Origin of the sequence: Mesorhizobium sp. M0761, from assembly GCF_040320205.1 — a bacterium.
In the GTDB taxonomy this organism is placed as follows: Bacteria; Pseudomonadota; Alphaproteobacteria; order Rhizobiales; family Rhizobiaceae; genus Mesorhizobium.
This window is the reverse complement of sequence record NZ_JAMYPF010000008.1, coordinates 209,771-229,662: the sequence shown is the minus strand read 5'-3', so window position 1 is coordinate 229,662 and position 19,892 is coordinate 209,771. Positions and strand designations below refer to the sequence as shown.

The window sequence follows — 19,892 nt, the reverse complement described above, 5'->3', positions numbered from 1 at the left end:
CAGCGATGGGTTTGCCGGCCGGCGCCAAATTGGAACTGCTGTCGCCGACCGAGATGGCGGAGGCCGACCGGTTGGCAATCGCGGCCGGTCCACTGGACGGCTATGGCCTGATGAAGCGCGCCGGCGAAGCGGTCGCGGCGGCGGTGTTGGCGCGCTATCCTTCAGCCACTAGGGTGCATGTGCTGTGCGGCCCCGGCAATAATGGCGGCGACGGCTTTGTCGTGGCGCGGTTGTTGGCGGAGACGGGTGTCGATGTCGCGCTGTGGGCGTCAGGCGAACCGAGGGCAGGCAGCGATGCCGCGGTCGCCGCGGCCCAATGCCTGCTGGAGCGCAAGCCGCTAGCGGCTTTTGCCGCCGAGCCAGGCTCATTGATTGTCGATGCTCTCTATGGCGCGGGATTGTCCAAGGACATTTCGGGAGATGCCGCACGCGCGGTGGACAGTGCCGCCCGCCAGTCTGTTGTTGCCGTCGATTTGCCTTCAGGTGTCTCAGGTGACAGCGGCAACATTCTCGGCACGGCATTTCGTGCCGACATCACCGTCACCTTCGCGCGCAAGAAACCGGGGCATCTGCTGTTGCCCGGCCGGGACCGATGCGGCGAGATCGTCGTCGCCGATATCGGCATTGGCGACGACATCATCGCCCAGGTCGCGCCGCGCGCATTCGAAAACAAGCCGGCGTTCTGGCTCGACGCGTTGCCGGTGCCGGCGGTCGATGCACACAAATACAAACGCGGCCATGTCGGCGTCTTCTCCGGCGGACCGTCGGCGACGGGTGCGGCGCGGTTGGCCGCACTTGCCGCTGCAAGAAGCGGGGCAGGGGCAGTGACCGTGCTGTCTCCCGCCAATGCCATGCAGGTGAACGCCACGCATCTGACCGCGATCATGCTGCGCAAGGCCGACGCTATCGAGGACGTGCAAGACTTTCTCGGCGATCGCCGGTCGTCGAGCTTTGTCCTCGGCCCGGGCTTTGGTGTTGGTGACAAGGCGCGAGATTTCGCCCTCGCCGTGCTCGGCAGAACACGGCAAGAGGGTGGTGTTGAAGGGTTGGTGCTCGATGCCGACGGCATCACGTCTTTCCGCAACGCGGTCTCAACGCTGTTCGAGGCGGCCGGCAGGCCGGATGCGCCAGCATTGGTCATGACGCCGCATGAGGGCGAGTTCGGCCGACTGTTTCCCGACATCGCCGATGACAAAAGTCTGTCCAAGCTCGCCAAGGCTCGCGCGGCTGCGGCGCTCGCCAACGCCACTGTCATCTACAAGGGCGCCGACACCGTCATCGCGGCTTCCGACGGCCGCGCCGCGATCAACGCCAATGGCGCGCCATGGCTGGCCACCGCCGGGTCAGGGGACGTGCTTGCCGGCATAATTGCCGCGCTGCTGGCGCAAGGCATGTTGCCCTTCGAAGCAGCTTGCGCCGCTGTCTGGATCCATGCCGAGGCCGGCAGCAGCTTCGGTCCTGGATTGATCGCCGAGGATCTGCCGCTGGCGCTGGTGCCGGTGCTGCGTGAACTTGTCGAGGCACGGCAGAAGGTGCCGATCGGATGAAGCGGTTTGTGCTCGTCATCGCGGCCGTCATCGCACTGTTCGCGTCGCATAGCGTGCGCGCTGAGCAGCCGGTGACCATCGTCGACGATCCGGCGGTGCTGGCCGCCCTCGATGCCAAGGGGTTTGGCTTCGCCGGCATTTTCGCCGTCGATGGCCCGGACGATCTGAAGACGCTCTACAGCGAGGCGCCGGCCTATCATGCTGTTGTCGACATGGTGGCGGCCGATATTGCCGCGCTGCGGGCAGAGATCAAGGCCGGCGGGCGCACGCTCTACGAGGTGACCGACGGCAATGTCGGACGCATCATGGACATGCGCTGGCTGAAGACTGAAGCCGCACGCTTCCGCCTGGTCGGGGTCGTCAACCGGCTCGACCGGCGCGATTTCGCCGCCCTGCAAGGCGACAAGAGTTGCGGCGAGGTGCGCTTCATCTATCGCCTGGCCTACAGTTTCCACAAGAACGGCAAGGTTTTGGCCTCGCGGCTCCCGTTCAACTTCAACGCCGTCTACAGCGTGGCGCCGGATGCCGATGGCGGCTGCGTCGGCGTTGCCGGGCGCTGGACACCGCAGATCGACGAAAACGTCGATGCCGGCTGGCTGGCCGGCGGTTCGCTGGCACCGGAGGAACTGACGTTCAAGCAGCTTGAACTCAATGCGCAGGTGGTGCGTTTTCCCTCGGGACAGGAGATCCAATTCGGCGGGCAGGCGGCCTATCTGATGCGGATCTTCGGTATCGATGGCGCTGCCATCAGCGAGAAGCCGCTGGAGAATACGCCTGACGTTGCGCGGCTCTCGGATGATGCCGCACTGAAGAAAGGGCTCGCCGACTATGTCAGCGCCAATGTCGCGGCCGTCGATCTCGGCGTCTACGAAATCCCCGACGAATTCCTGGCCAAGAAAATCATCTCGTGGTCGACCTTCGGCAGCGCGAGACGGGCCAACCATCCGTTCACGCCGCTGTTCCAGCCAGCGGATTTCGCCGGCTTGGACTATGCGGCGCTAAAGCTGGTGCGGACACCGGAGGCGCTGGTCGAGCGGCTGGACAATGGCGCCTGCCAGGGCTGCCACCAGGCGGGTTCGACGGCCGGCTTTCACTTCATCGGCCTCGACGACAAAACGACGTCGCCTCTCAACCGGATCGAGGTCGGCATCTCGCCGCATCTCCATGCCGAGATTCCGCGACGTGAGGCTTGGCTGCGCGCGACGGAAGAAGGCAAGGAGCCGAACCGCTACCGGCCGCTGTCCTTTGCGCCGCCGGCGACATGGACCGATGCCGGCGATGTCGACTACGCCCCGGCCGAGATGGCGATGACGTGCCTGATGCCGGATGATGCAAGACGCTTCGGCGCGACCTGGCAATGCGGTAGCGGCACCGTCTGCACGCCGCTGGCGACGGCCTCAGGCGTGCGCACCACGCTGGCGCAATGTCTGTTGCCCAAGGACAGTCCAAAGATGTTTTCGGGCCATCCCTGCCTGACCGGGTCGATCGCCAGCAACCCGTCTCAGCCGTTCAACGACCGCTACAAGATCACCGGCCAGTTCGCTGCTTTTGCGCCGACCTTTTCGCGGACCGCCTACACCTGCCGGCCACCGAAAATCGGCGTACCGGCAGGCATCGCTTATCGCGCCTGCGACGACAAGGACCGCAGCTTCGCCGCATTCAAGACGGGCAAGCCGATGCCATCGGAAATTTGCGGCATAGTCGGCGGCAAGAAATTCGACACCTGCGTCGCCACTAACAATTTCGACCAGTGCCTCGGCGGCGCGGTCAACCGCGGCAACCGTCCCGCATGTTCGGCCGATCATTTCTGCCGCGAGGATTATATGTGCCAGTCGCTGCCGCCGGACACGCCGGGCGCCGCCAAGGTGAAAGGCATCGGCTACTGCTCGCCGACCTATTTCATCTTCCAGATGCGCATCGACAACCACGCAACGCCTTGGGCGAGCGCGACCAGCGCCCCCAGGGATGCGGGGTTCGGGGCGGCGGAAGAGGAGTGAGCCTGCGAGTTGGGCGACCACCAGTTCAGCGCTGGAGATAGTCTTCCATCCGCGCAGTCCATTTGGTGTCGAATTCCGAAATGTGGCGCTGTGCTACGCTCGAGTTCAGCAGCGTCGAGAGCGCGGTCACGGCGATCGGGTCCAGGTCGGGCGGCTCCGTGTAGCCAAGCGCCGCCAGCCGTTGAGCCCATGATGGATGGGTGGACTTTGCGTCATCCGGGCTTGCCCACGCCTTGCGGGCGCAAACATTGAGGCAAATGGGTTCTCGCAGCTGGCCGGCAGCTTCCAGCATGCGCTCGAGCGGCGGTCGCGGCGGACGCAAAGCACCTCGCAATTCATGCTGCAAAGGGTCATAGACCGTCTCCGCGAAATGCACGTCTGCCGTGGCAAGAAGCAACAGCGCGCGTGCGGCGTGCTCGGCGTCGCCGGAGGATGCCGCGTGTCGATCTGCCTTGATCTCCGCTTCGCGCGAAAGCCGGATTTCTTCCCGCTCGAACGATTGCGACAGCCAGCCGATAGCGGCGTGGAGCAGGCTGCCTGTGATCGTGGTTCCGGGCGGGGCATACTCGAAGACAAATCCGAAACCGTTTTCGAACTCAGCGAGATTGAGGCTGCCATTGGTATCCTTGTTGCGCACATGCGCGTCCTCATGGGCAAGGATCGCGGCAAGCGCTCTTTCATCGGTCACTGCGAGGAGAGGGATGCCAATGGTTAGAAACAGCCGATTGCCGAGAAGGCCGAGAAGCGTGCGCTCCTCGCGCACGCTGGCGTTCAGGTTGCCCTCTAGTATGACAACCGTGCGCGCAGCACGGCGCGGTCCGGCGACGCTCCGCCACAGCGCCCACAGGCCGGGCGCTTCTGCTTCACTGACGCCTTTGATCTTGCTGCGCCGGAAGCCCGCAAACAATGTGCCGAACAGAAATGCCAAGGCCGTGGTGGCGATCGGCATGACGACGAAGCCGCTGGCCATAAACCAGATCGGATGGTTGTCGAGCAGGGACATCCAGACGCAGAAGATGACGAGGGCGGGAACAACGAAAAACAGGACCGTGAACCTGCCAAACCGCCGACCGGCGCTGATGATCAGTCGCGACATTGGATGTTACAACGGGATGTTGTCGTGCTTCTTCCAAGGGTTCTGCATGTCCTTGTTGCGCAGCATGCGCAGTGCCCGGGCAATGCGGCGGCGGGTCGAATGCGGCATGATCACCTCGTCGACATAGCCGCGTTCGGCGGCGACGAAGGGCGACAGGAAGCGGTCTTCGTAAGCCTTTGTGTGGGCTGCGAGCTTTTCGGCGTGGCCGATATCCTTACGGTAGATGATCTCGACCGCGCCTCTCGCCCCCATCACCGCGATCTGCGCCGTCGGCCAGGCATAGTTCATATCGCCGCGCAGATGTTTTGAGGCCATCACGTCATAGGCGCCGCCATAGGCTTTGCGGGCGATGACGGTGATTTTCGGCACGGTCGCCTCGGCGTAGGCAAACAGGAGTTTCGCGCCATGCTTGATCAGGCCGCCATATTCCTGCGGGGGGCGGGGAAGCACCCCCGCCACGTCGACGAAGGTGACGATGGGAATGGAAAAACAGTCGCAGAAGCGCACGAAGCGCGCCGCCTTGCGGCTGGCGTCGGAATCGAGCACGCCGGCCAGCACCATCGGCTGGTTGGCGACGAAGCCGACGGTACGGCCCTCGACCCGGCCGAAGCCGGTGACGATGTTCTTGGCAAAGTTCTGCTGGATCTCGAAGAAATCGCCTTCATCGGCAACTTTGAGGATCAGCTCCTGGATGTCGTAAGGCTTGTTGGCGTTGTCCGGGATCAGCCGGTCGAGCGACAGATCATGGTCGGTGACCGACTGGTAGCACTCGATCTCAGGAAGCTCCGACGTATTTGACGCGGGCAAAAGGTCTACCAGCCGGCGCATCTGCAACAGCGCCTCGACGTCATTGTCGTAGGCGCCGTCGGCAATCGACGATTTGGTCGTGTGGACGGACGCGCCGCCAAGGCTCTCGGCCGTCACCGTCTCGTTGGTGACCGTTTTGACCACATCCGGCCCGGTGACGAACATGTAAGAGGTGTCGCGCACCATGAAGATGAAGTCGGTCATCGCAGGCGAATAGACGTCGCCGCCGGCGCACGGGCCCATGATCACGGAAATCTGAGGAATGACGCCGGATGCGAGCACGTTGCGCTGAAAAATCTCGGCGTAGCCACCTAGCGCCGCCACGCCTTCCTGGATGCGGGCGCCGCCGGCGTCGTAGAGGCCGATGATCGGCGCGCGATTACGCAGCGCCATCTCCTGCACCTTGATGACCTTTTCGGCATGCGCCTCCGACAGCGAGCCGCCGAAGACGGTAAAGTCCTTGGCGAAGAGATAGACCGGACGGCCATTGACGGTGCCCCAGCCGGTGACGACGCCATCGCCGGCGATCTTGGTCTTCTCCATGCCGAAATCGGTCGAGCGATGCTCGACATACATGTCGAACTCCTCGAACGAGCCTTCGTCGAGAAAGACCTCGATACGTTCGCGCGCCGTCAGCTTGCCCTTCTTGTGCTGGGCGTCGATGCGGGTCTGGCCGCCGCCCATGCGGGCGATCTCGCGGCGGCGCTCGAGTTCCTTCAGCACATCCTTCATCGCTCGGTCTCCAGAAATGGAAGCTGCCTTTGTGGTAATGATGGCTGCAGGCGTGCGCAAGCGCCGCTTTCGCAGTCGATTTTGCTGCGCTGCAACATGTGGCCCCTTGCATTCCGGAGCGAACTCAGCCATATGCAGCCCATAGGCGCTTGGGCCGGAGATTCCGGCCTTCTCGACAAATGAGACTGGTTGCGTCTGTTTTCCCTCTTTCCGGTATATCGGCCCCTCTTTCCGATACATCTCGAAGTGGCGAAAGAGCCCCGTGGCATGACGCCTGCGGGCACGACAGCGCAGCCGAGTGGACGTTTCCGTCCGCCCGCCTTGTCGTTTCATATCAAATTTTGACGGCAGGTTGCGCCCTGCCGCCATCGATGTTTGCGGCCAAGACCGCGTGAAAGAAGACTATTTTGACCAACGAAAACACCTCAGCCGGTAACGCGATCTCGACCGGCAACACTGCGGACCTCACCGGTTTCGCAGCTCTTGGGATCACGGGCGCGCTGCTCAAGGCGACGCATGGCGCCGGCTTCACCGAGCCGAAGCCGATCCAGACGCAGGCGATCCCGCCGCAGATGGAAGGCCGTGATATCTTCGGCATCGCCCAGACCGGCTCGGGCAAGACCGCTGCCTTCGCGCTGCCGATCCTGTCGAAGATCATCGCGCTCGGCACCAAGCGCCGGGCCAAGACCACTCGTGCGCTGATCCTGGCGCCGACGCGCGAACTCGCCGTCCAGATCGAGGACACCATCAAGATCCTCGCCAAGGGCGCGCATGTCTCGACCGCTCTCGTGCTGGGCGGCGTCTCGCGCTTCAGCCAGGTGAAGAAGGTTGCGCCCGGCGTCGACATCCTGATCGCCACGCCCGGCCGCCTGACCGACCTGGTGCGCGAGGGCGACTTGATTCTCTCCGACACCAAATGGCTGGTGCTCGACGAGGGTGACCGCATGCTCGACATGGGCTTCATCAACGACGTCAAGCGGATCGCCAAGGCGACCGCGCCCGACCGTCAGACGGTGCTGTTCTCGGCCACCATGCCCAACGAAATCGCCGAGCTGGCGAAGGGCCTGTTGAAGAACCCGATCCGCGTCGAAGTCGCGCCGCAGAGCACCGCGGCCGCCGAGATCGTGCAGGGCGTCGTCTTTGCCCGCACCAAGCAGAAGCGCCAGGTGCTGTCGACGATGCTCGCCGACGAGGCAATGAAGTCCGTCATCATCTTTTCGCGCACCAAACATGGCGCCGACCGGGTGACCAAGGACCTCGAACGCGACGGCTTCAAGGCCGCCGTCATCCACGGCAACAAGTCGCAGAACGCCCGCCAGAAGGCGCTCAACGATTTCCGCGAGGGCTCGGTGCGCATTCTCGTGGCGACCGACATCGCGGCGCGCGGCATCGACGTTCCCGGCATCAGCCATGTGGTGAATTTCGACCTGCCGGATGAGGCCGAAAGCTATGTCCACCGCATCGGCCGTACCGGCCGTAACGGCATGGACGGCATTGCCATCACGCTTTGCGATCCTTCCGAAAACAGCAAGCTGCGTCAGGTCGAGCGCATCATCCGCAGCAAGCTGCCGATCGTTGCCGACCATCTCGGCAGCCCCGATCCGGTGCGCAATCCGGCCGAAAAGAACGAGCGCTTCGAGCCCGCCAATGATCGCAACGACCGCAATGGCCGTCGCGACGGCAGGCGGCCCGGTGGCCAGAACAACGGCTTCGCCAAGAAGCGTTTTGGTGACAAGCCGGCTTTTGCGGGTGCAAGTGAGCGCAAGCCGGAAGGCGCCAAGGCCTTCAAGGGCAACAACAAGCGCCGCTTCGGCGGCAAGCGGCCTGCGGCGCGGGCTGCCTGATCAGACGAACCGGTCAGGCTCGTCGAGCCTGGCTTGATTGCTGACGATTGAATATGAGGACGGCCGGGGCAATGCTTCGGCCGTCCTTTTCGTTTAGGGCTGCCCGGTAATTGCCTTCACCCACACGACGATCCGCTGCGCCAGGAAAGCCGTGGTCGAGGGCGACAGCGCGTCGCCGGCAATGACGTGGTCGTCGGGATCGCCATTGTCGTCGACGGGCACCAGTTCATGCGGTGCGCCCCAGCGCCCGGCGATTTCGCGGGTGCGATCCTGGCGCACCACCTTGTCGGAATCCGAGAAGATGAACAGCGCCGGTATGGTTGCCTTCTCCACAGGCGCTGCGTAGGCAAGGTTGGTCAGCGCGGCCATCGGCAGCACGGCCGCCATTGGATAGGTGTGCGTCCAGAGTTTCTCGTGCAGCGCGTTGCGGGTCGGAAAGCTGCGCTCCTTGCCGCCGACGAACTCGGCGATCTGCCTGCCCCAGGGCATGGTCAGCAGCTCGGCGCCTGAAGCCCTGATGCCAAAATTCGGCGAGATGAATGCGATTGCAGCGACGCCGTCCGATGCGCCAGGCTCGGTCGCCGCCCATGCCGCCAGCGATCCACCGGTCGAGGTGCCGATGACGATCACCTTGTCGCCGATGGCCCGGCCGATGGCGAGCGCCTCCTCATAGTCGTTGATCCAGGCATTGACGCTGCCTTGCGCCATCGAGGCGCCGTCCTGCCCATGACCGGTGAGGCGGGTGTAGAAAAGGTTGGTGTCGAGTTGGTCGGCGACCTCGTCGGCCAGCGGGCGAACCTCGCCCTTCGATGCCGAAAAGCCATGGATATAGACGATCGCCAATGGCGTCCTGGCGTGAACCATCGGATCGGCCCAGATGATTTCTTTCTCGAGCCCGTCGCGGATATTGGGGACGGCAGCCTCTTCGCGCGCGACATACGCTTGCGGGTCGTCGCCGATCACTTTGTCATCGAAATGGATCGTGGTGTCGACGGGAACGCGCGGACCAAGCAGGAAGGCCAGGACAAGGATCATGACGACGCCCAGCACCGCAAGCACGATCCGCCGCCCCATCTCAGACTCCACGACAATTCTAAAGCTATGGCGGCCGGTGCAGTCAGGCAACAGCCGGGCTATGGACAGCTATTGGTTCGGCGGCTTGCGGTCGAAATTCAGGGGCCGCCCTGTCCAGCGGGTCGCCGTGCTGATGAACCACCGGCAGACTGGCCTTGGCAGCAGTGCCAGCAGCTTCAGCCCCCAGCTCAGCCGGTGAGGGAAGGTGACCTCGAAGCCGCCATGCTCGATGCCGCGCAGCATGCGGCGCGAGGCGCGGTTGACCGGCATCAGTCCCGGCATCGGCAGCATGTTCTTTTCGGTCAGCGGCGTGTCGATGAAGCCCGGATTCATCACCTGAATGCGTACATTCATCTTGTCGAAATCGTATTTCAGCGACTCGGCCAAGATGTTGATCGCCGCCTTCGAGCCGCCATAGGCCGCCGTGGTCGGCCAGCCGAAATAGGCGGTGACCGACCCGACAAGCACGATATGGCCGCGCGCACGGATGCGCATGCGCTCCATGAGCGGGACGAGGCCATTGATGATACCGAAATAGTTGACCTCGAAGGTCTGGCGAAAGTCGCGGACCCTGAGGTCTTCGCCGGGTGTGGCGATGTAGTTGCCGGCGTTGAAGACGGCGAGCACGATCGGGCCGAGCTCCTTTTCGATCGCCGCCACCGTGCTTGCCATGCGCGGCTCATCGGTGACGTCGCAAGGGTAGGCGACGACACGTCCCGGCATCTGCGCAGTCTCGACGATGAGCGCGTCGAGTGGGTCGCCGTCGAGTGCGGTGACCGCGACGACAAAGCCCTTTGCCGCGAGGTCCTTTGCCAGCGCACGGCCGATGCCGCTGCTGCCGCCGGTTATCCAGGCGACGCCGTGCTTCGGGTTGGCCCGGTAAAGTGTCATTCTGCGCCCTGCCGATCTGTCATTAGTGCTCTAGCGGTGAAAAAATCGAATGAAAAGAGCGCTTTTCCGTACTGGTTGAAATGATCGTCATCGCGCGTTGTCCGGCCGCGGGAGATTGCAGTGCCCGAAATGCGACTGGACCAGGCGAATTCTTGCCTTGAAACGCACGCTTCGGGTTTCTAGGGTCTCGCCGCAGCTACATAAGGAATCCCGGATGCCCCGTTCTGTGATCGAAGCGATCGGCAACACGCCCCTGATCCGCCTCAACAAGGCCTCGGAGCAGACCGGCTGCGAGATCCTGGGCAAGGCCGAGTTCATGAACCCCGGCCAGTCGGTCAAGGATCGCGCAGGCCTGTTCATCATCCGCGACGCCGAACAGCGCGGGCTGTTGAAGCCGGGCGGGGTCATCGTCGAAGGCACGGCAGGCAATACCGGCATTGGCCTGACGCTGGTTGCCAAGGCGCTGGGCTATCGCACAGTGATCGTCATTCCCGACACCCAGAGCCAGGAAAAGAAGGACACGATCAAGCTGCTTGGCGCCGAGCTGATCGAAGTGCCGGCGGTGCCTTACAAGAACCCCAACAACTACGTGAAACTGTCGGGGCGGCTAGCCGAGCAGATGGCGAGGTCGGAGCCGAACGGCGCGATCTGGGCCAACCAGTTCGACAACGTTGCCAATCGCGACGGCCATATCCGCACCACGGCGGAAGAAATCTGGACGCAGACCGGCGGCAAGGTCGACGGTTTCGTCTCGGCGGTGGGTTCGGGCGGAACGCTGGCCGGCGTCGCCTTCGGGCTGAAGGCCAGGAGCAGCAACGTTAAGATCGCGCTCGCCGATCCGCTGGGTGCGGCGCTCTATTCCTTCTACACCAGTGGCGAATTGAAGTCCGACGGCAGCTCGATCACCGAAGGGATAGGGCAGGGGCGCATCACGGCAAATCTCGATGGGTTCACGCCGGACTTCTCGTTCCAGGTGCCGGACGAGGAAGCGCTGCCGATCGTCTTCGAGCTGATCCAGGAAGAAGGCCTGTGCGTCGGCGGTTCGACCGGCATCAACATTGCCGGCGCGATACGGCTGGCGCGCGAGCTTGGCCCCGGCCACACCATCGTGACCATCCTTGCCGACTATGGCACGCGCTACCAGTCGAAGCTGTTCAACCCGGAATTCCTGCGCGAGAAGAACCTGCCGGTGCCGGGCTGGATGAATGAGCGCAGCACAATTTCGGTGCCGTATGAGAAGGTCGCCTGATGGCGCACAGAACAGAAGCGCTGTTTCGCGACGACGCCTATCTCAGAGCGGCTGACGCCACCGTTGTCACCATCAACGAGCGCGGCGGCATCATTCTCGACCGGACCATCTTCTATGCCACATCGGGCGGCCAGCCTGGCGATACCGGCACATTAGAGCGCGCCGACGGCACCCGCATCGCCTTTGCCGCCACCATCACCGGCGAGACCAAGGACGAGATCATCCATGTGCCGGCGCCGGAGCAGCCGGCACCCGAGGTCGGCGAGCAGGTGAAACTCGCCATCAACTGGGAGCGGCGGCATCTCCTGATGCGCATGCACGCAGCTTGCCATTTGCTCACCGTCGTCTGTCCGTTTCCGATTACCGGTGCTGCGGTTTCCGAAGATGACAGCCGCGTCGACTTCGACGCTCCCGATGCCGGCTTCACCAGGGAAGACGTCACCGCCGGGCTGATGGAGTTGGTGCGGGCCGATCATCCGATCTTCGTCAGGCTGATCACCGACGAGGAACTGGCAGCCAATCCTGGCCTGGTGAAATCCAAGAATGTCCGGCCGCCCGCCGGCACCGGCAAGATCCGCCTGGTCTGCATCGGCGACAACGCTTCGATCGACAGCCAGCCCTGCGGCGGCACCCATGTCAAAAGCACCGGCGAAGTCGGTGAAATCCATATCGGCAAGATCGAGAAGAAGGGCCGCGAAAACCGGCGTTTTCGCATTCGCTTCGGACCAATGCCGGCGAATTAGGGTCAAATAGCACGTGGCCTCTATATTGCTCAGCCGGTCTGAGACACCTTGGCTTAATCAAGGTGTCGGAAACTGGACGGTGATCGCTCAACCCATGCTTCGATCTGCTCGGTGACAAACTTGGCTGCTTGATGGTGGATGAAGTGGCCAGCCCCGGGCAAAGCAATCACGGCGGTAACGTTGTCGACTTCTCGGAAGGTCCCGTCAAAAGCGCTTGACGGCACAAAGGGATCGTCGGAGCCAAACAGCACAAGGGTCGGCGCCTTGACCAAAGGCAGCTGGCCCAGATCCGGCACCCTGCCAAGCGGTATGTTGGCCCTGTAGTAGCCCAGCATCGCTTCCGGATCGGATCGCCTGAGCGAATCTGTCAGGGCCTGCCTGTCCTGCGGATCGGCGACCCAGGTGGCGAGTTTGTCGATGTCCAGCATCTGGGTGGCGCCCGGGACTTGGAAGCCACGTACATATCCGATGATCTCGGCATTGGCCGGATCGGCGACCGCACGCAGATAGTTGCGGGGGTGCGGTGCCGACAGCAGGATGAGATGGCGCACGACCTGCGGCACGCGTATGGCCAGCCACCATGCGATGATGCCACCCCAGTCATGGCCGACAATAGCGGCCTGGGTCAGCTTTTCCGCTGCAAGAACAGCCAGCACGTCGTTGACCAGGTGGGTCAGCGCATAGTTGCCATGGCCTTGTGGTCCATCGCTTTGTCCGAAGCCCCTCAGGTCCGGCGCGATCACCCGATATCGGTCGCAGAGCGCTTGCATCTGCCGGCGCCAGCCCATTCCGTGATCCGGAATGCCATGCAGAAACACAATCGGCGGGCCTGAGCCCGCCGCTGTGTAGTGCAGTTTGACGTTGCCATTGACGGCAACCCTAGATTCAAACGCCACTTCCTGTTCCGTCAATTGCAATCCATTCGAAGCAGTAGTCCGAGCTGGGAGGCTCGAACCGCCGGCCTACATCTTGACTTCGAGGCGCAGGAACGGGCCGTTGAATGTCTGGGTGCTCTTGTCCGCCATCTCAAGCAGATTGTGCCACTGTTCGACCCGATAGCCTGCGGTGAACGTGGTATTTTCCCACGGTTTGAAAGTCACGCCACCGGAAAGGTCTATGCTGGTAACAACCTTGTTGGAATGCTGGCTTTCGCTGACGTTGATATCTGGATCAGGAGTAGGATCGCTTGGATCGCTCTCATGTTCGTGGAGGCTAAACTTGTCCGTCCGTCGGCCCCACATAGCCGAGCCCGAAACCGCACCGGTAAGACCCCACGTCTCACCCAGCGGATAGTAGACTTCGGCGCCGAGGCGCGGACCGATGCCGTAGAACTCGGATGAGCCAAGCTTGTCAGCGTTGCCGCCCTTGTCGGCCGGATCATTGGGAGTGGCGCTCACATTGAAATTCAGCTTCTCCTTGGAGTGCAGCAAGCGCAGACCGCCGAAGAACCGGATGTCGGCGCCCTGCGCCTCGACATGCTTGCCGATATCGAAGTCGAGCGTTTGGAAATTGTAGCTGTTGCCGAACGACAGGCCGATGACGCCGCCACTTTGCGGGACATTCAGACTAAAGTCGTTGTCCTGGCCGGCGTGAAAAGTACCAGCGAGCCTCCAGTCCACATCCGAAGAAATCGCTTTGGTGAGCGCCACTGATCCGTAGAGATCGCCGAAATCATTGCCACTGCCGAGCTTGTCGCTGGTATCGCCAAGCTTGTCGACGTTGGATTGATAGACCGCGCCTTCGAAGGCAATCTTGATGCGGGAATCGACCACTGCAGGATCGGTTACCTGTGCATCGGCGGCATGAGCCGCGACCACACCAACCGATGTCACCGAAGCGGCAGACGCTGCAACCGTAGCAAGAAGCTTACTTGAAACCTGATTTCGCATTTTTCCCCGCCTGGAATCGAACTGAATTGACATTAGCCCACTCGCACACTACCTCAGCGGCACCTTTCGTCATAGCTGCCATAATCATTTGATCGGGCAGTGTTACGCGTTTGCCACAGAACCCGTTTTATCTCTGCGAATCGAATATGATAGCGTAGGAGTTTCTGGTGGAGATGTCGGCGCTGGCCGCCTGGTGTCTACGGCTGCGCGGGGGGCATCGATGGACGACCGGATACAAATCGAAAGCGTTCTCAACAACCTCGTCTATGCGCTTTTTGCTCATGGCGGGCAGGCGGAAACGAGTGGTCGGCCCAGCGACTTCGGCAACATGGTTGTCTTTGACAATCCGGAAGCCGTCGACACAATCGTCAAGGCGCCGGAGCTCTTTCGGAAGAACTTCTCCCTGATCTCGGCGCTCGGTTTCAGCCGTTTCAACACGAACGATCAGGATTGGTCGGTCCGGCGTACCATCACCCAGGACGTCTATTTGGCGGCCGCCAAGCCGGCGCAGCAGCATCCCGTTGCGGAAATCTTCGCCACCTGTCTGTCCAGTAGCGACGCCACGCTACCAGCCATCCAGCAAGCGTTGTTCGCCGCGTCGATGACCATATTTTACCGGGCTTTCGGCCTTGTTCCCGATATGGCGGCGACGCTGTTGCTGCTCGACAGGGTCCGCGACGTTCTGAGGCGTCTCCAATATTATTCCTGGGTGACGCCGACGACCGCCGAACGTGGGAACGCTATCCAGGACGCTCGCGCGGTGGTCGCCGATTTCGCATCGCTGCTGATGGCGGATCCCCGCGCCGCTGCGGAGATGGACCGCTTTAGAAGCGAAGCCACAGATATCGAAGGCTTCTCGCCGGTGGAGGAGTTTGTCATGAACTTCTTCGCAGGCGTCGAGACATCGGTGACGACCGCACTTTGGGTGATCGATCGACTGGGGGCAAACCAGCAGGTGCAAGACCGTATCCATGCCGAGGTTCTCTCGGGCGATGCGCAGACGCCGTATACCGATTGCATGATCAACGAAACGATGCGCTTTTTCCCTCCGATTCCGTTCCTGACCCGGGAAGTCGGTGCCGATACGGTTCTCGAAGGTCGGCGTCTCTACGCCGGGCAATTGATCATGGTGTCGATCGTCGGCGTGCACCAGAACCCGGCTTTCTGGTCAAACCCGCGTGTCTTCGATGCCAGCCGGAAGGAGTTCCTCGACAACAGCTTTGATCGGAGGGCCTTCATTCCTTTCCTCACCGGACCGCGCATGTGCGGTGGCGCACGTCTCGGCCGGCTGGAAGTTCGGGAGGCAGTCCTTGCCATTGTGCGCCAGTTTGCTTTTAGCCGGGTCGACGATGTCATCCGGTTCGACTATGCGCTGGCACTGCGCCCGGCGCAGGGTGCCTCCGTCAGTGTTTCGCGTCGATGAAACGCAGGGTCAGGCATGGTCCTGCCAAAACCGAGCGACATAGTCCCCAAATTGCCTTTTGATCATGGCCTTGAGTTCGGCATCATGCGCATAGCGCGCACCCGTCGATACGGCTTTTGATTTCAACTCGAAACCTGGGAACCAGTTGCTCATCGTGGCGGAAACGTTTTTCTGCTGGTTGGCGATGAAGTCCTCGTAGCAGACCTCAGCCACTCTGCTCTGATCAAGGGTGTTCAGGTAATTTTTCCACCTGATTTCGCTGTCGAAAATATGTTGGGCGGTATCCCTGGCAACCCTCTCGGTCAAAATTGTCACCTTGGGGATTCCAGGCAGCGTCTCCCGACTGTCGAACGGCTGGCCAGTATGGAGCATCGAAAGCAGGCTTATGGTTTGATCCACCTTGTTTCTTCTCGAGAGGAAGACATAGAACGAGTTGCCGTCGTCGTTGCCGATTGAATTGCGTGCGAATGGCAGGTTTTCAAAAAAGATCTTGGCGGCGAACACACCGTTCTCAGTCCTTTTCGCCAGGAGCTGGCGACCATAGGCCATTGCCCGCTCGTTGAGTTTTTCAAGATCAATTGTGTTGTCGGCCGACCAGCGTATCATCAGCGGCAAGGCATACTGCCACTGAAAATACTCGGTTGGGATTCCCAAGCCGAACTGTTGCAAGGTTTGGCAATAGGAATGCCCGGCCGTTCGCGGAGTGGTGCAAATCAGGATCTTGGCGGGATTTTCGGTTGAGCTTTGGCGATCATAGGTCGCCGAGATGTATTCACTGTACAAATCGTCGAAATGCATATCCGGAACCAACCCACAATCACACGCCAGATTTAGGCCGCAGACAGGAACCCCAGGATGAGCAGAGCCTGGTCCAGCGTCATCAGCGATGGCGGATCGCCAGCATCGATGTTGTCGACAAGCCACAGATCAGGCCGTGCGAGCCGTGTGCGCTCGATGGCCTGCCGGTCGACGAATTGGCTGTCGCGGCCGTACATCAACAGAACGCGGGCGTCGATCTTGGCAGCGATTGGGAAAAGATCGTATTGGCGGCCGGTCAGTGCGCCAAAATTTCCCGTCGTTGCGGGGTCATAGGCGAGCCGGAAGCCCTCGGGACCGGCTGCGATCCGGTTCTCCACATAGCGATTGAACACTGCGTCCTCGACCGGCCCCATGAGGGATCTGGTGGTGGCCAGATAGTCCTTGGCAGCCGCACGGCTCTCAAATTTAAGCGCACTTTCCTTCATGACGGCGTCTCTCATAGCGTCGACCTTAGGCCCGCCGAGCATTGGAACGTCGTTGAGAACGATTTTCGTGGCCTTGGAGCGAGTCATGTGCAGAAACAACAGCAAGATCGTGCCGCCCCACGAAGTGCCGATGAAGTGGTTCTCCGTGCCGGCGAACTCGCCAAGCGCGCGCAGGCACTTGGAATAGACGTTGATGTCGTAGCCGGAGCCCAGATAGGCGCTACGCCCGCGCCCCAACAGGTCTGGGCAGACAACCAGGAAACCATTGCGGCACAAGAATGTGGCGAGGTAGTTAAAATCGGCACCATTGCCGGTGAAGCCGTGAAGGCAGAAAACTGTGGCGTGAGGCGTGCCGGCTGGCCGCCAGATGCGCACGAACATTGCGGCATACCGGTCATCCAGCCGGATAAGTATTTCTTGCGTCAGTGCCTCGGCAGGCTTGGCCGAACTCATCAGATGTCGCGCTTGCGGACGGCACGCTTGACCGAGCCGCGGTTGTCAATGAAGTCGCGTTTCCAGAACACCGACTTGTCAAGGTTTATGAGCTTGGCGTTCTTGATAAGTGGCAGGATATGGGACGAAGACCGCGTCGCCAGCACCGTGACGGCGGTAGCGTCGCCGCCGGGAAAAGGATTGAGCGGACCGCCATTCTTCGCCCATGCCTCCGCTATCTCGCGACTGGTCTGGATCCATCCAACGTAGGCCACGATAACGTCGTCGATCGAGCCGATCATATGTGTCTGCTGATCCATTTGATAGCGTAGCGTCTTCACCATCAAGCCGAACTCGTAACCATCGAAAGGCGGATAGTGTGCAAGAAAATTGCAAACAAGCCCGAGCGAAGCCGGATTGCTCGGAGTTCGGGAAAACAAGAGATTGCTCATGTCGAGATTTTATTGACCCCGCCCATCCCAGATCATAACCATCACTCCGTACTCGCCACGAAACACGAAAACAATCAGAATCAACACACTGCTGCGGCTGACTACGTCGTGCGCTCGCTGCGCATTCAGATTGTCGGGCCAAACAGGATCCGGAACCGAATGGCCGCCAAAATATAGTAGTCGGCCAACAAGGCAGGAGAACAACGATGGCCGATGACAGCCCTTTCACAGTCGATGCGGACTGGTTGCAGAGCCGTCTTGGCGAGCCCGGCCTGACGATCGTCGATGCGTCCTGGTACCTGCCGGCGCAGAAGCGCGATGCACGCGCCGAATATGAGGCAGCGCATATTCCGGGTGCGCGCTTCTTCGACCAGGATGCGGCCTCGGACCCAGATGCCAAGCTGCCGCACACGCTGCCTTCGCCGCAGCATTTCGCGCAATATGTCGGCGCCATGGGTATTTCGGCCGACGACACCATCGTCGTCTATGACGGTCCGGGCTTCTTCTCGGCGCCGCGCGCCTGGTGGATGTTCCGCGTCATGGGCGTGTTCCAGGTCTATGTGCTCGACGGCGGCTTCGACCGCTGGAAGGCGGCGGGCCGGCCGGTGACGGCGGAGCCGACCAAGATCGCGCCGAATGTGTTTCATGCCGATTTCGATGCCGCTCGCGTCGCCAGCCTTGCCGACATGCGCCGCATCGTCGAGACTGGCGAGAGCCAGATTGCGGACGCCCGAGGCGCGGGCCGCTTCACCGGCGCCGAGCCAGAGCCCCGCGCGGGTGTTCGCTCCGGCCACATGCCCGGCGCGCACAATTTGCCTTATTCGGCGCTGTCACAGGATGGCGCGCTGTTGTCGAAGGACCAGTTGCGCAAGGCCGTTGAGGATGCCGGTATCGATCTGTCGAAACCGGTCGTCACCTCTTGCGGTTCCGGCATCACGGCGGCTGTCGTCACTCTGGCGCTGGAGACGCTCGGCCACACCGACAACCGGCTCTACGACGGCTCATGGACGGAATGGGGCGGGCTGGCAGACACGCCCGTGGTGACGGGCAAGGAATGATGGCGATGGAAAATGGCGCGCTGGACGACATCGAGGTTACGGTCACGTTTCTGGAAATGCATGTGCCGCCGGCCTATTCGCCGCCGTTGCCCTACAACAGGCAGATCGCGCTGCTCAGGACCAAGGACATTCCGCTGCATTTCTACCGCTATCTGATGGATCGGGTCGGACGCAAATGGCACTGGGTCAATGTGCTGAGGCTGGACGATGACGAGCTTGCCGCCGGCATCCACCGCGAGGACCGCGACATCAGGGTGCTTTATCTCGACGGCGCGCCGGCCGGGTTCTTCGACCTCAAGCCGCATTTGCCAGAGGAAGTCGAACTCGCTTATTTCGGCATGATGGAACATGCGACCGGGCAAGGCATCGGCCGTTGGTTCCTCGGTGCGGCGATTGCCGCAGCATGGTCGTATGGGCCGAAACGGGTAACGGTGCAGACCTGCACGCTCGACCATCCGGCGGCCTTGCCGCTCTACCAGAAGCTCGGTTTTGCGCCGGTGGCGCAAAAGAAGGAGATCGTGCATCCGCTGTCGTTCTCCGAGCGCTCGGCCAGCGTCATGAGGCCATGACATCCTAATTAGCCGGCTTGTTTGCGAGACCGACCGCCATCGCAGATTCATCGAGATTTCGATAGCACCGGCTGATGATACCCAATTGACGCTTCGATACTTGGCAGGAATCGGGTGGGAAGCATCGGCTTGGATGCATAATTTCTGGTCAACGACACCGGAGATTTCTGCCATGACCATTCAGTTCAAAGCCCTGCCAACCCAGGAGGTCAGAGCCCTGCAGTTTGGAGGCCCGGATGCCTACGGCCACACGCCCGAGCGAAAGATTTCCGACGGCGACGGCATCCCTTGCCGGCACTGTCTCAAGAACATCGCCGCGGGCGACGTCTATCTCGTTCTGGCCTATCGCCCATTCCCGGATCTGCAGCCTTACGCTGAAACTGGTCCGATCTTCCTGCATGCGGAAGAATGCGAACGCGCCCCCGAGACCGAGCAGCTGCCAGAGGTGCTCGAAAGCCCCGACTACATCGTGCGTGGCTATGACGGGGATAATCGCATCGTCTACGGCAGTGGCGGCGTCATCCTGACCTCAGCAATCACGGCGCGGGCCGAAACCCTGCTCGAACGCGACGATATCGCCTACGTCCATGTCCGCTCGGCACGCAACAATTGCTATCAGTGCCGAATCGAACGTGCCTGACAAAAAAATGCCCGCCGTTGGTCTGGCGGGCAGTTGGGAACCGTGTGACGGCTCGATCCGTCAAGTTGGCACCCCTGTCTGCGCAGGTTTTTCGGATGGCTGATGTGAAACGCTTCACACAGCGCCCGCGACTATCGCCGGCACACGGTGGCGCGCCGACTGGCGGCGAACTGTCGTACTGCCGTCGCATTCATACGTTAAAAGG

Annotated in this window: 18 protein-coding genes; 9 read left to right on the top strand and 9 right to left on the bottom strand. The window is 61.7% G+C overall.

Annotation, left to right across the window (positions count from 1 at the left end; translation table 11 throughout):
* The first annotated feature begins 5 nt into the window (after positions 1 to 5).
* Positions 6 to 1,547: an NAD(P)H-hydrate dehydratase gene (locus tag NKI32_RS16135; protein ID WP_353002991.1), complete on the top strand. Its 1,542-nt coding sequence runs from the start codon at positions 6 to 8 to the stop codon at positions 1,545 to 1,547.
* Positions 1,544 to 3,544 (top strand): hypothetical protein, encoded by a 2,001-nt coding sequence (locus NKI32_RS16130; protein ID WP_353002990.1) that lies wholly within the window; start codon positions 1,544 to 1,546, stop codon positions 3,542 to 3,544. The genes NKI32_RS16135 and NKI32_RS16130 overlap by 4 nt, the downstream gene beginning before the upstream one ends.
* 25 nt (positions 3,545 to 3,569) lie before the next feature.
* On the opposite strand, the gene NKI32_RS16125 is transcribed toward NKI32_RS16130, so the two are convergent.
* Positions 3,570 to 4,493, bottom strand: coding sequence for a M48 family metallopeptidase (locus NKI32_RS16125; protein ID WP_198025444.1), 924 nt, complete (start codon positions 4,491 to 4,493; stop codon positions 3,570 to 3,572).
* Positions 4,494 to 4,646: 153 nt separating this feature from the next.
* Complete coding sequence (locus NKI32_RS16120; RefSeq protein WP_353002989.1) at positions 4,647 to 6,179, bottom strand: acyl-CoA carboxylase subunit beta; 1,533 nt, start codon at positions 6,177 to 6,179, stop codon at positions 4,647 to 4,649.
* 407 nt (positions 6,180 to 6,586) lie between these two features.
* Here NKI32_RS16120 and NKI32_RS16115 point away from each other — a divergent pair, with 407 nt between their 5' ends.
* Positions 6,587 to 8,023 carry a DEAD/DEAH box helicase gene (locus NKI32_RS16115; protein WP_031193338.1) on the top strand — a complete coding sequence of 479 codons (1,437 nt, stop codon included), beginning with the start codon at positions 6,587 to 6,589 and terminating at the stop codon, positions 8,021 to 8,023.
* Between the two features lie 93 nt (positions 8,024 to 8,116).
* On the opposite strand, the gene NKI32_RS16110 is transcribed toward NKI32_RS16115, so the two are convergent.
* Both NKI32_RS16110 and NKI32_RS16105 read right to left on the bottom strand, forming a co-directional pair.
* Complete coding sequence (locus tag NKI32_RS16110; RefSeq protein WP_353002988.1) at positions 8,117 to 9,097, bottom strand: alpha/beta hydrolase; 981 nt, start codon at positions 9,095 to 9,097, stop codon at positions 8,117 to 8,119.
* A gap of 69 nt (positions 9,098 to 9,166) precedes the next feature.
* A complete protein-coding gene (locus NKI32_RS16105) occupies positions 9,167 to 9,988 on the bottom strand; it encodes an SDR family oxidoreductase (RefSeq protein WP_023726794.1) in 822 nt (273 codons plus the stop codon).
* Positions 9,989 to 10,202: 214 nt separating this feature from the next.
* On the opposite strand from NKI32_RS16105, the gene NKI32_RS16100 reads away from it, so the two are divergent.
* The gene (locus tag NKI32_RS16100; RefSeq protein ID WP_353002987.1) at positions 10,203 to 11,237 is read left to right on the top strand and encodes a cysteine synthase A; all 1,035 of its coding nucleotides are present in this window, start codon (positions 10,203 to 10,205) and stop codon (positions 11,235 to 11,237) included.
* Complete coding sequence (locus NKI32_RS16095) at positions 11,237 to 11,980, top strand: alanyl-tRNA editing protein (protein ID WP_353002986.1); 744 nt, start codon at positions 11,237 to 11,239, stop codon at positions 11,978 to 11,980. Before NKI32_RS16100 ends, NKI32_RS16095 begins: the two co-directional genes overlap by 1 nt.
* A gap of 53 nt (positions 11,981 to 12,033) precedes the next feature.
* Here NKI32_RS16095 and NKI32_RS16090 read toward each other — a convergent pair whose 3' ends face one another.
* Positions 12,034 to 12,891, bottom strand: a complete 858-nt coding sequence (locus NKI32_RS16090; RefSeq protein ID WP_353002985.1) for an alpha/beta fold hydrolase — start codon at positions 12,889 to 12,891, stop codon at positions 12,034 to 12,036.
* Positions 12,892 to 12,942: 51 nt separating this feature from the next.
* Entirely contained in the window at positions 12,943 to 13,869 is a 927-nt protein-coding gene (locus NKI32_RS16085) for an Lpg1974 family pore-forming outer membrane protein (protein WP_156931562.1), read from the bottom strand.
* A gap of 220 nt (positions 13,870 to 14,089) precedes the next feature.
* Here NKI32_RS16085 and NKI32_RS16080 point away from each other — a divergent pair, with 220 nt between their 5' ends.
* Entirely contained in the window at positions 14,090 to 15,292 is a 1,203-nt protein-coding gene (locus NKI32_RS16080; RefSeq protein WP_353002984.1) for a cytochrome P450, read from the top strand.
* Between the two features lie 9 nt (positions 15,293 to 15,301).
* Here NKI32_RS16080 and NKI32_RS16075 read toward each other — a convergent pair whose 3' ends face one another.
* The 3 genes from NKI32_RS16075 to NKI32_RS16065 are packed head-to-tail and all read right to left on the bottom strand — an operon-like array spanning position 15,302 to position 17,420.
* Positions 15,302 to 16,090 (bottom strand): Stf0 family sulfotransferase, encoded by a 789-nt coding sequence (locus tag NKI32_RS16075; RefSeq protein ID WP_352659083.1) that lies wholly within the window; start codon positions 16,088 to 16,090, stop codon positions 15,302 to 15,304.
* 32 nt (positions 16,091 to 16,122) lie between these two features.
* Positions 16,123 to 16,989: an alpha/beta hydrolase gene (locus tag NKI32_RS16070; RefSeq protein ID WP_023706530.1), complete on the bottom strand. Its 867-nt coding sequence runs from the start codon at positions 16,987 to 16,989 to the stop codon at positions 16,123 to 16,125.
* Complete coding sequence (locus tag NKI32_RS16065; protein WP_023672793.1) at positions 16,989 to 17,420, bottom strand: hypothetical protein; 432 nt, start codon at positions 17,418 to 17,420, stop codon at positions 16,989 to 16,991. Before NKI32_RS16065 ends, NKI32_RS16070 begins: the two co-directional genes overlap by 1 nt.
* A gap of 206 nt (positions 17,421 to 17,626) precedes the next feature.
* Here NKI32_RS16065 and sseA point away from each other — a divergent pair, with 206 nt between their 5' ends.
* The 3 genes from sseA (at position 17,627) to NKI32_RS16050 (ending at position 19,687) form a co-directional block, all read left to right on the top strand.
* Positions 17,627 to 18,478 (top strand): 3-mercaptopyruvate sulfurtransferase, encoded by an 852-nt coding sequence (sseA, locus tag NKI32_RS16060; RefSeq protein ID WP_352853822.1) that lies wholly within the window; start codon positions 17,627 to 17,629, stop codon positions 18,476 to 18,478.
* A gap of 5 nt (positions 18,479 to 18,483) precedes the next feature.
* On the top strand, positions 18,484 to 19,047 hold the full coding sequence (locus tag NKI32_RS16055) for a GNAT family N-acetyltransferase (RefSeq protein ID WP_353002983.1): 564 nt from the start codon (positions 18,484 to 18,486) through the stop codon (positions 19,045 to 19,047).
* 172 nt (positions 19,048 to 19,219) lie between these two features.
* Positions 19,220 to 19,687, top strand: coding sequence for a DUF1203 domain-containing protein (locus NKI32_RS16050; protein ID WP_023706533.1), 468 nt, complete (start codon positions 19,220 to 19,222; stop codon positions 19,685 to 19,687).
* Positions 19,688 to 19,892: the final 205 nt, after the last annotated feature.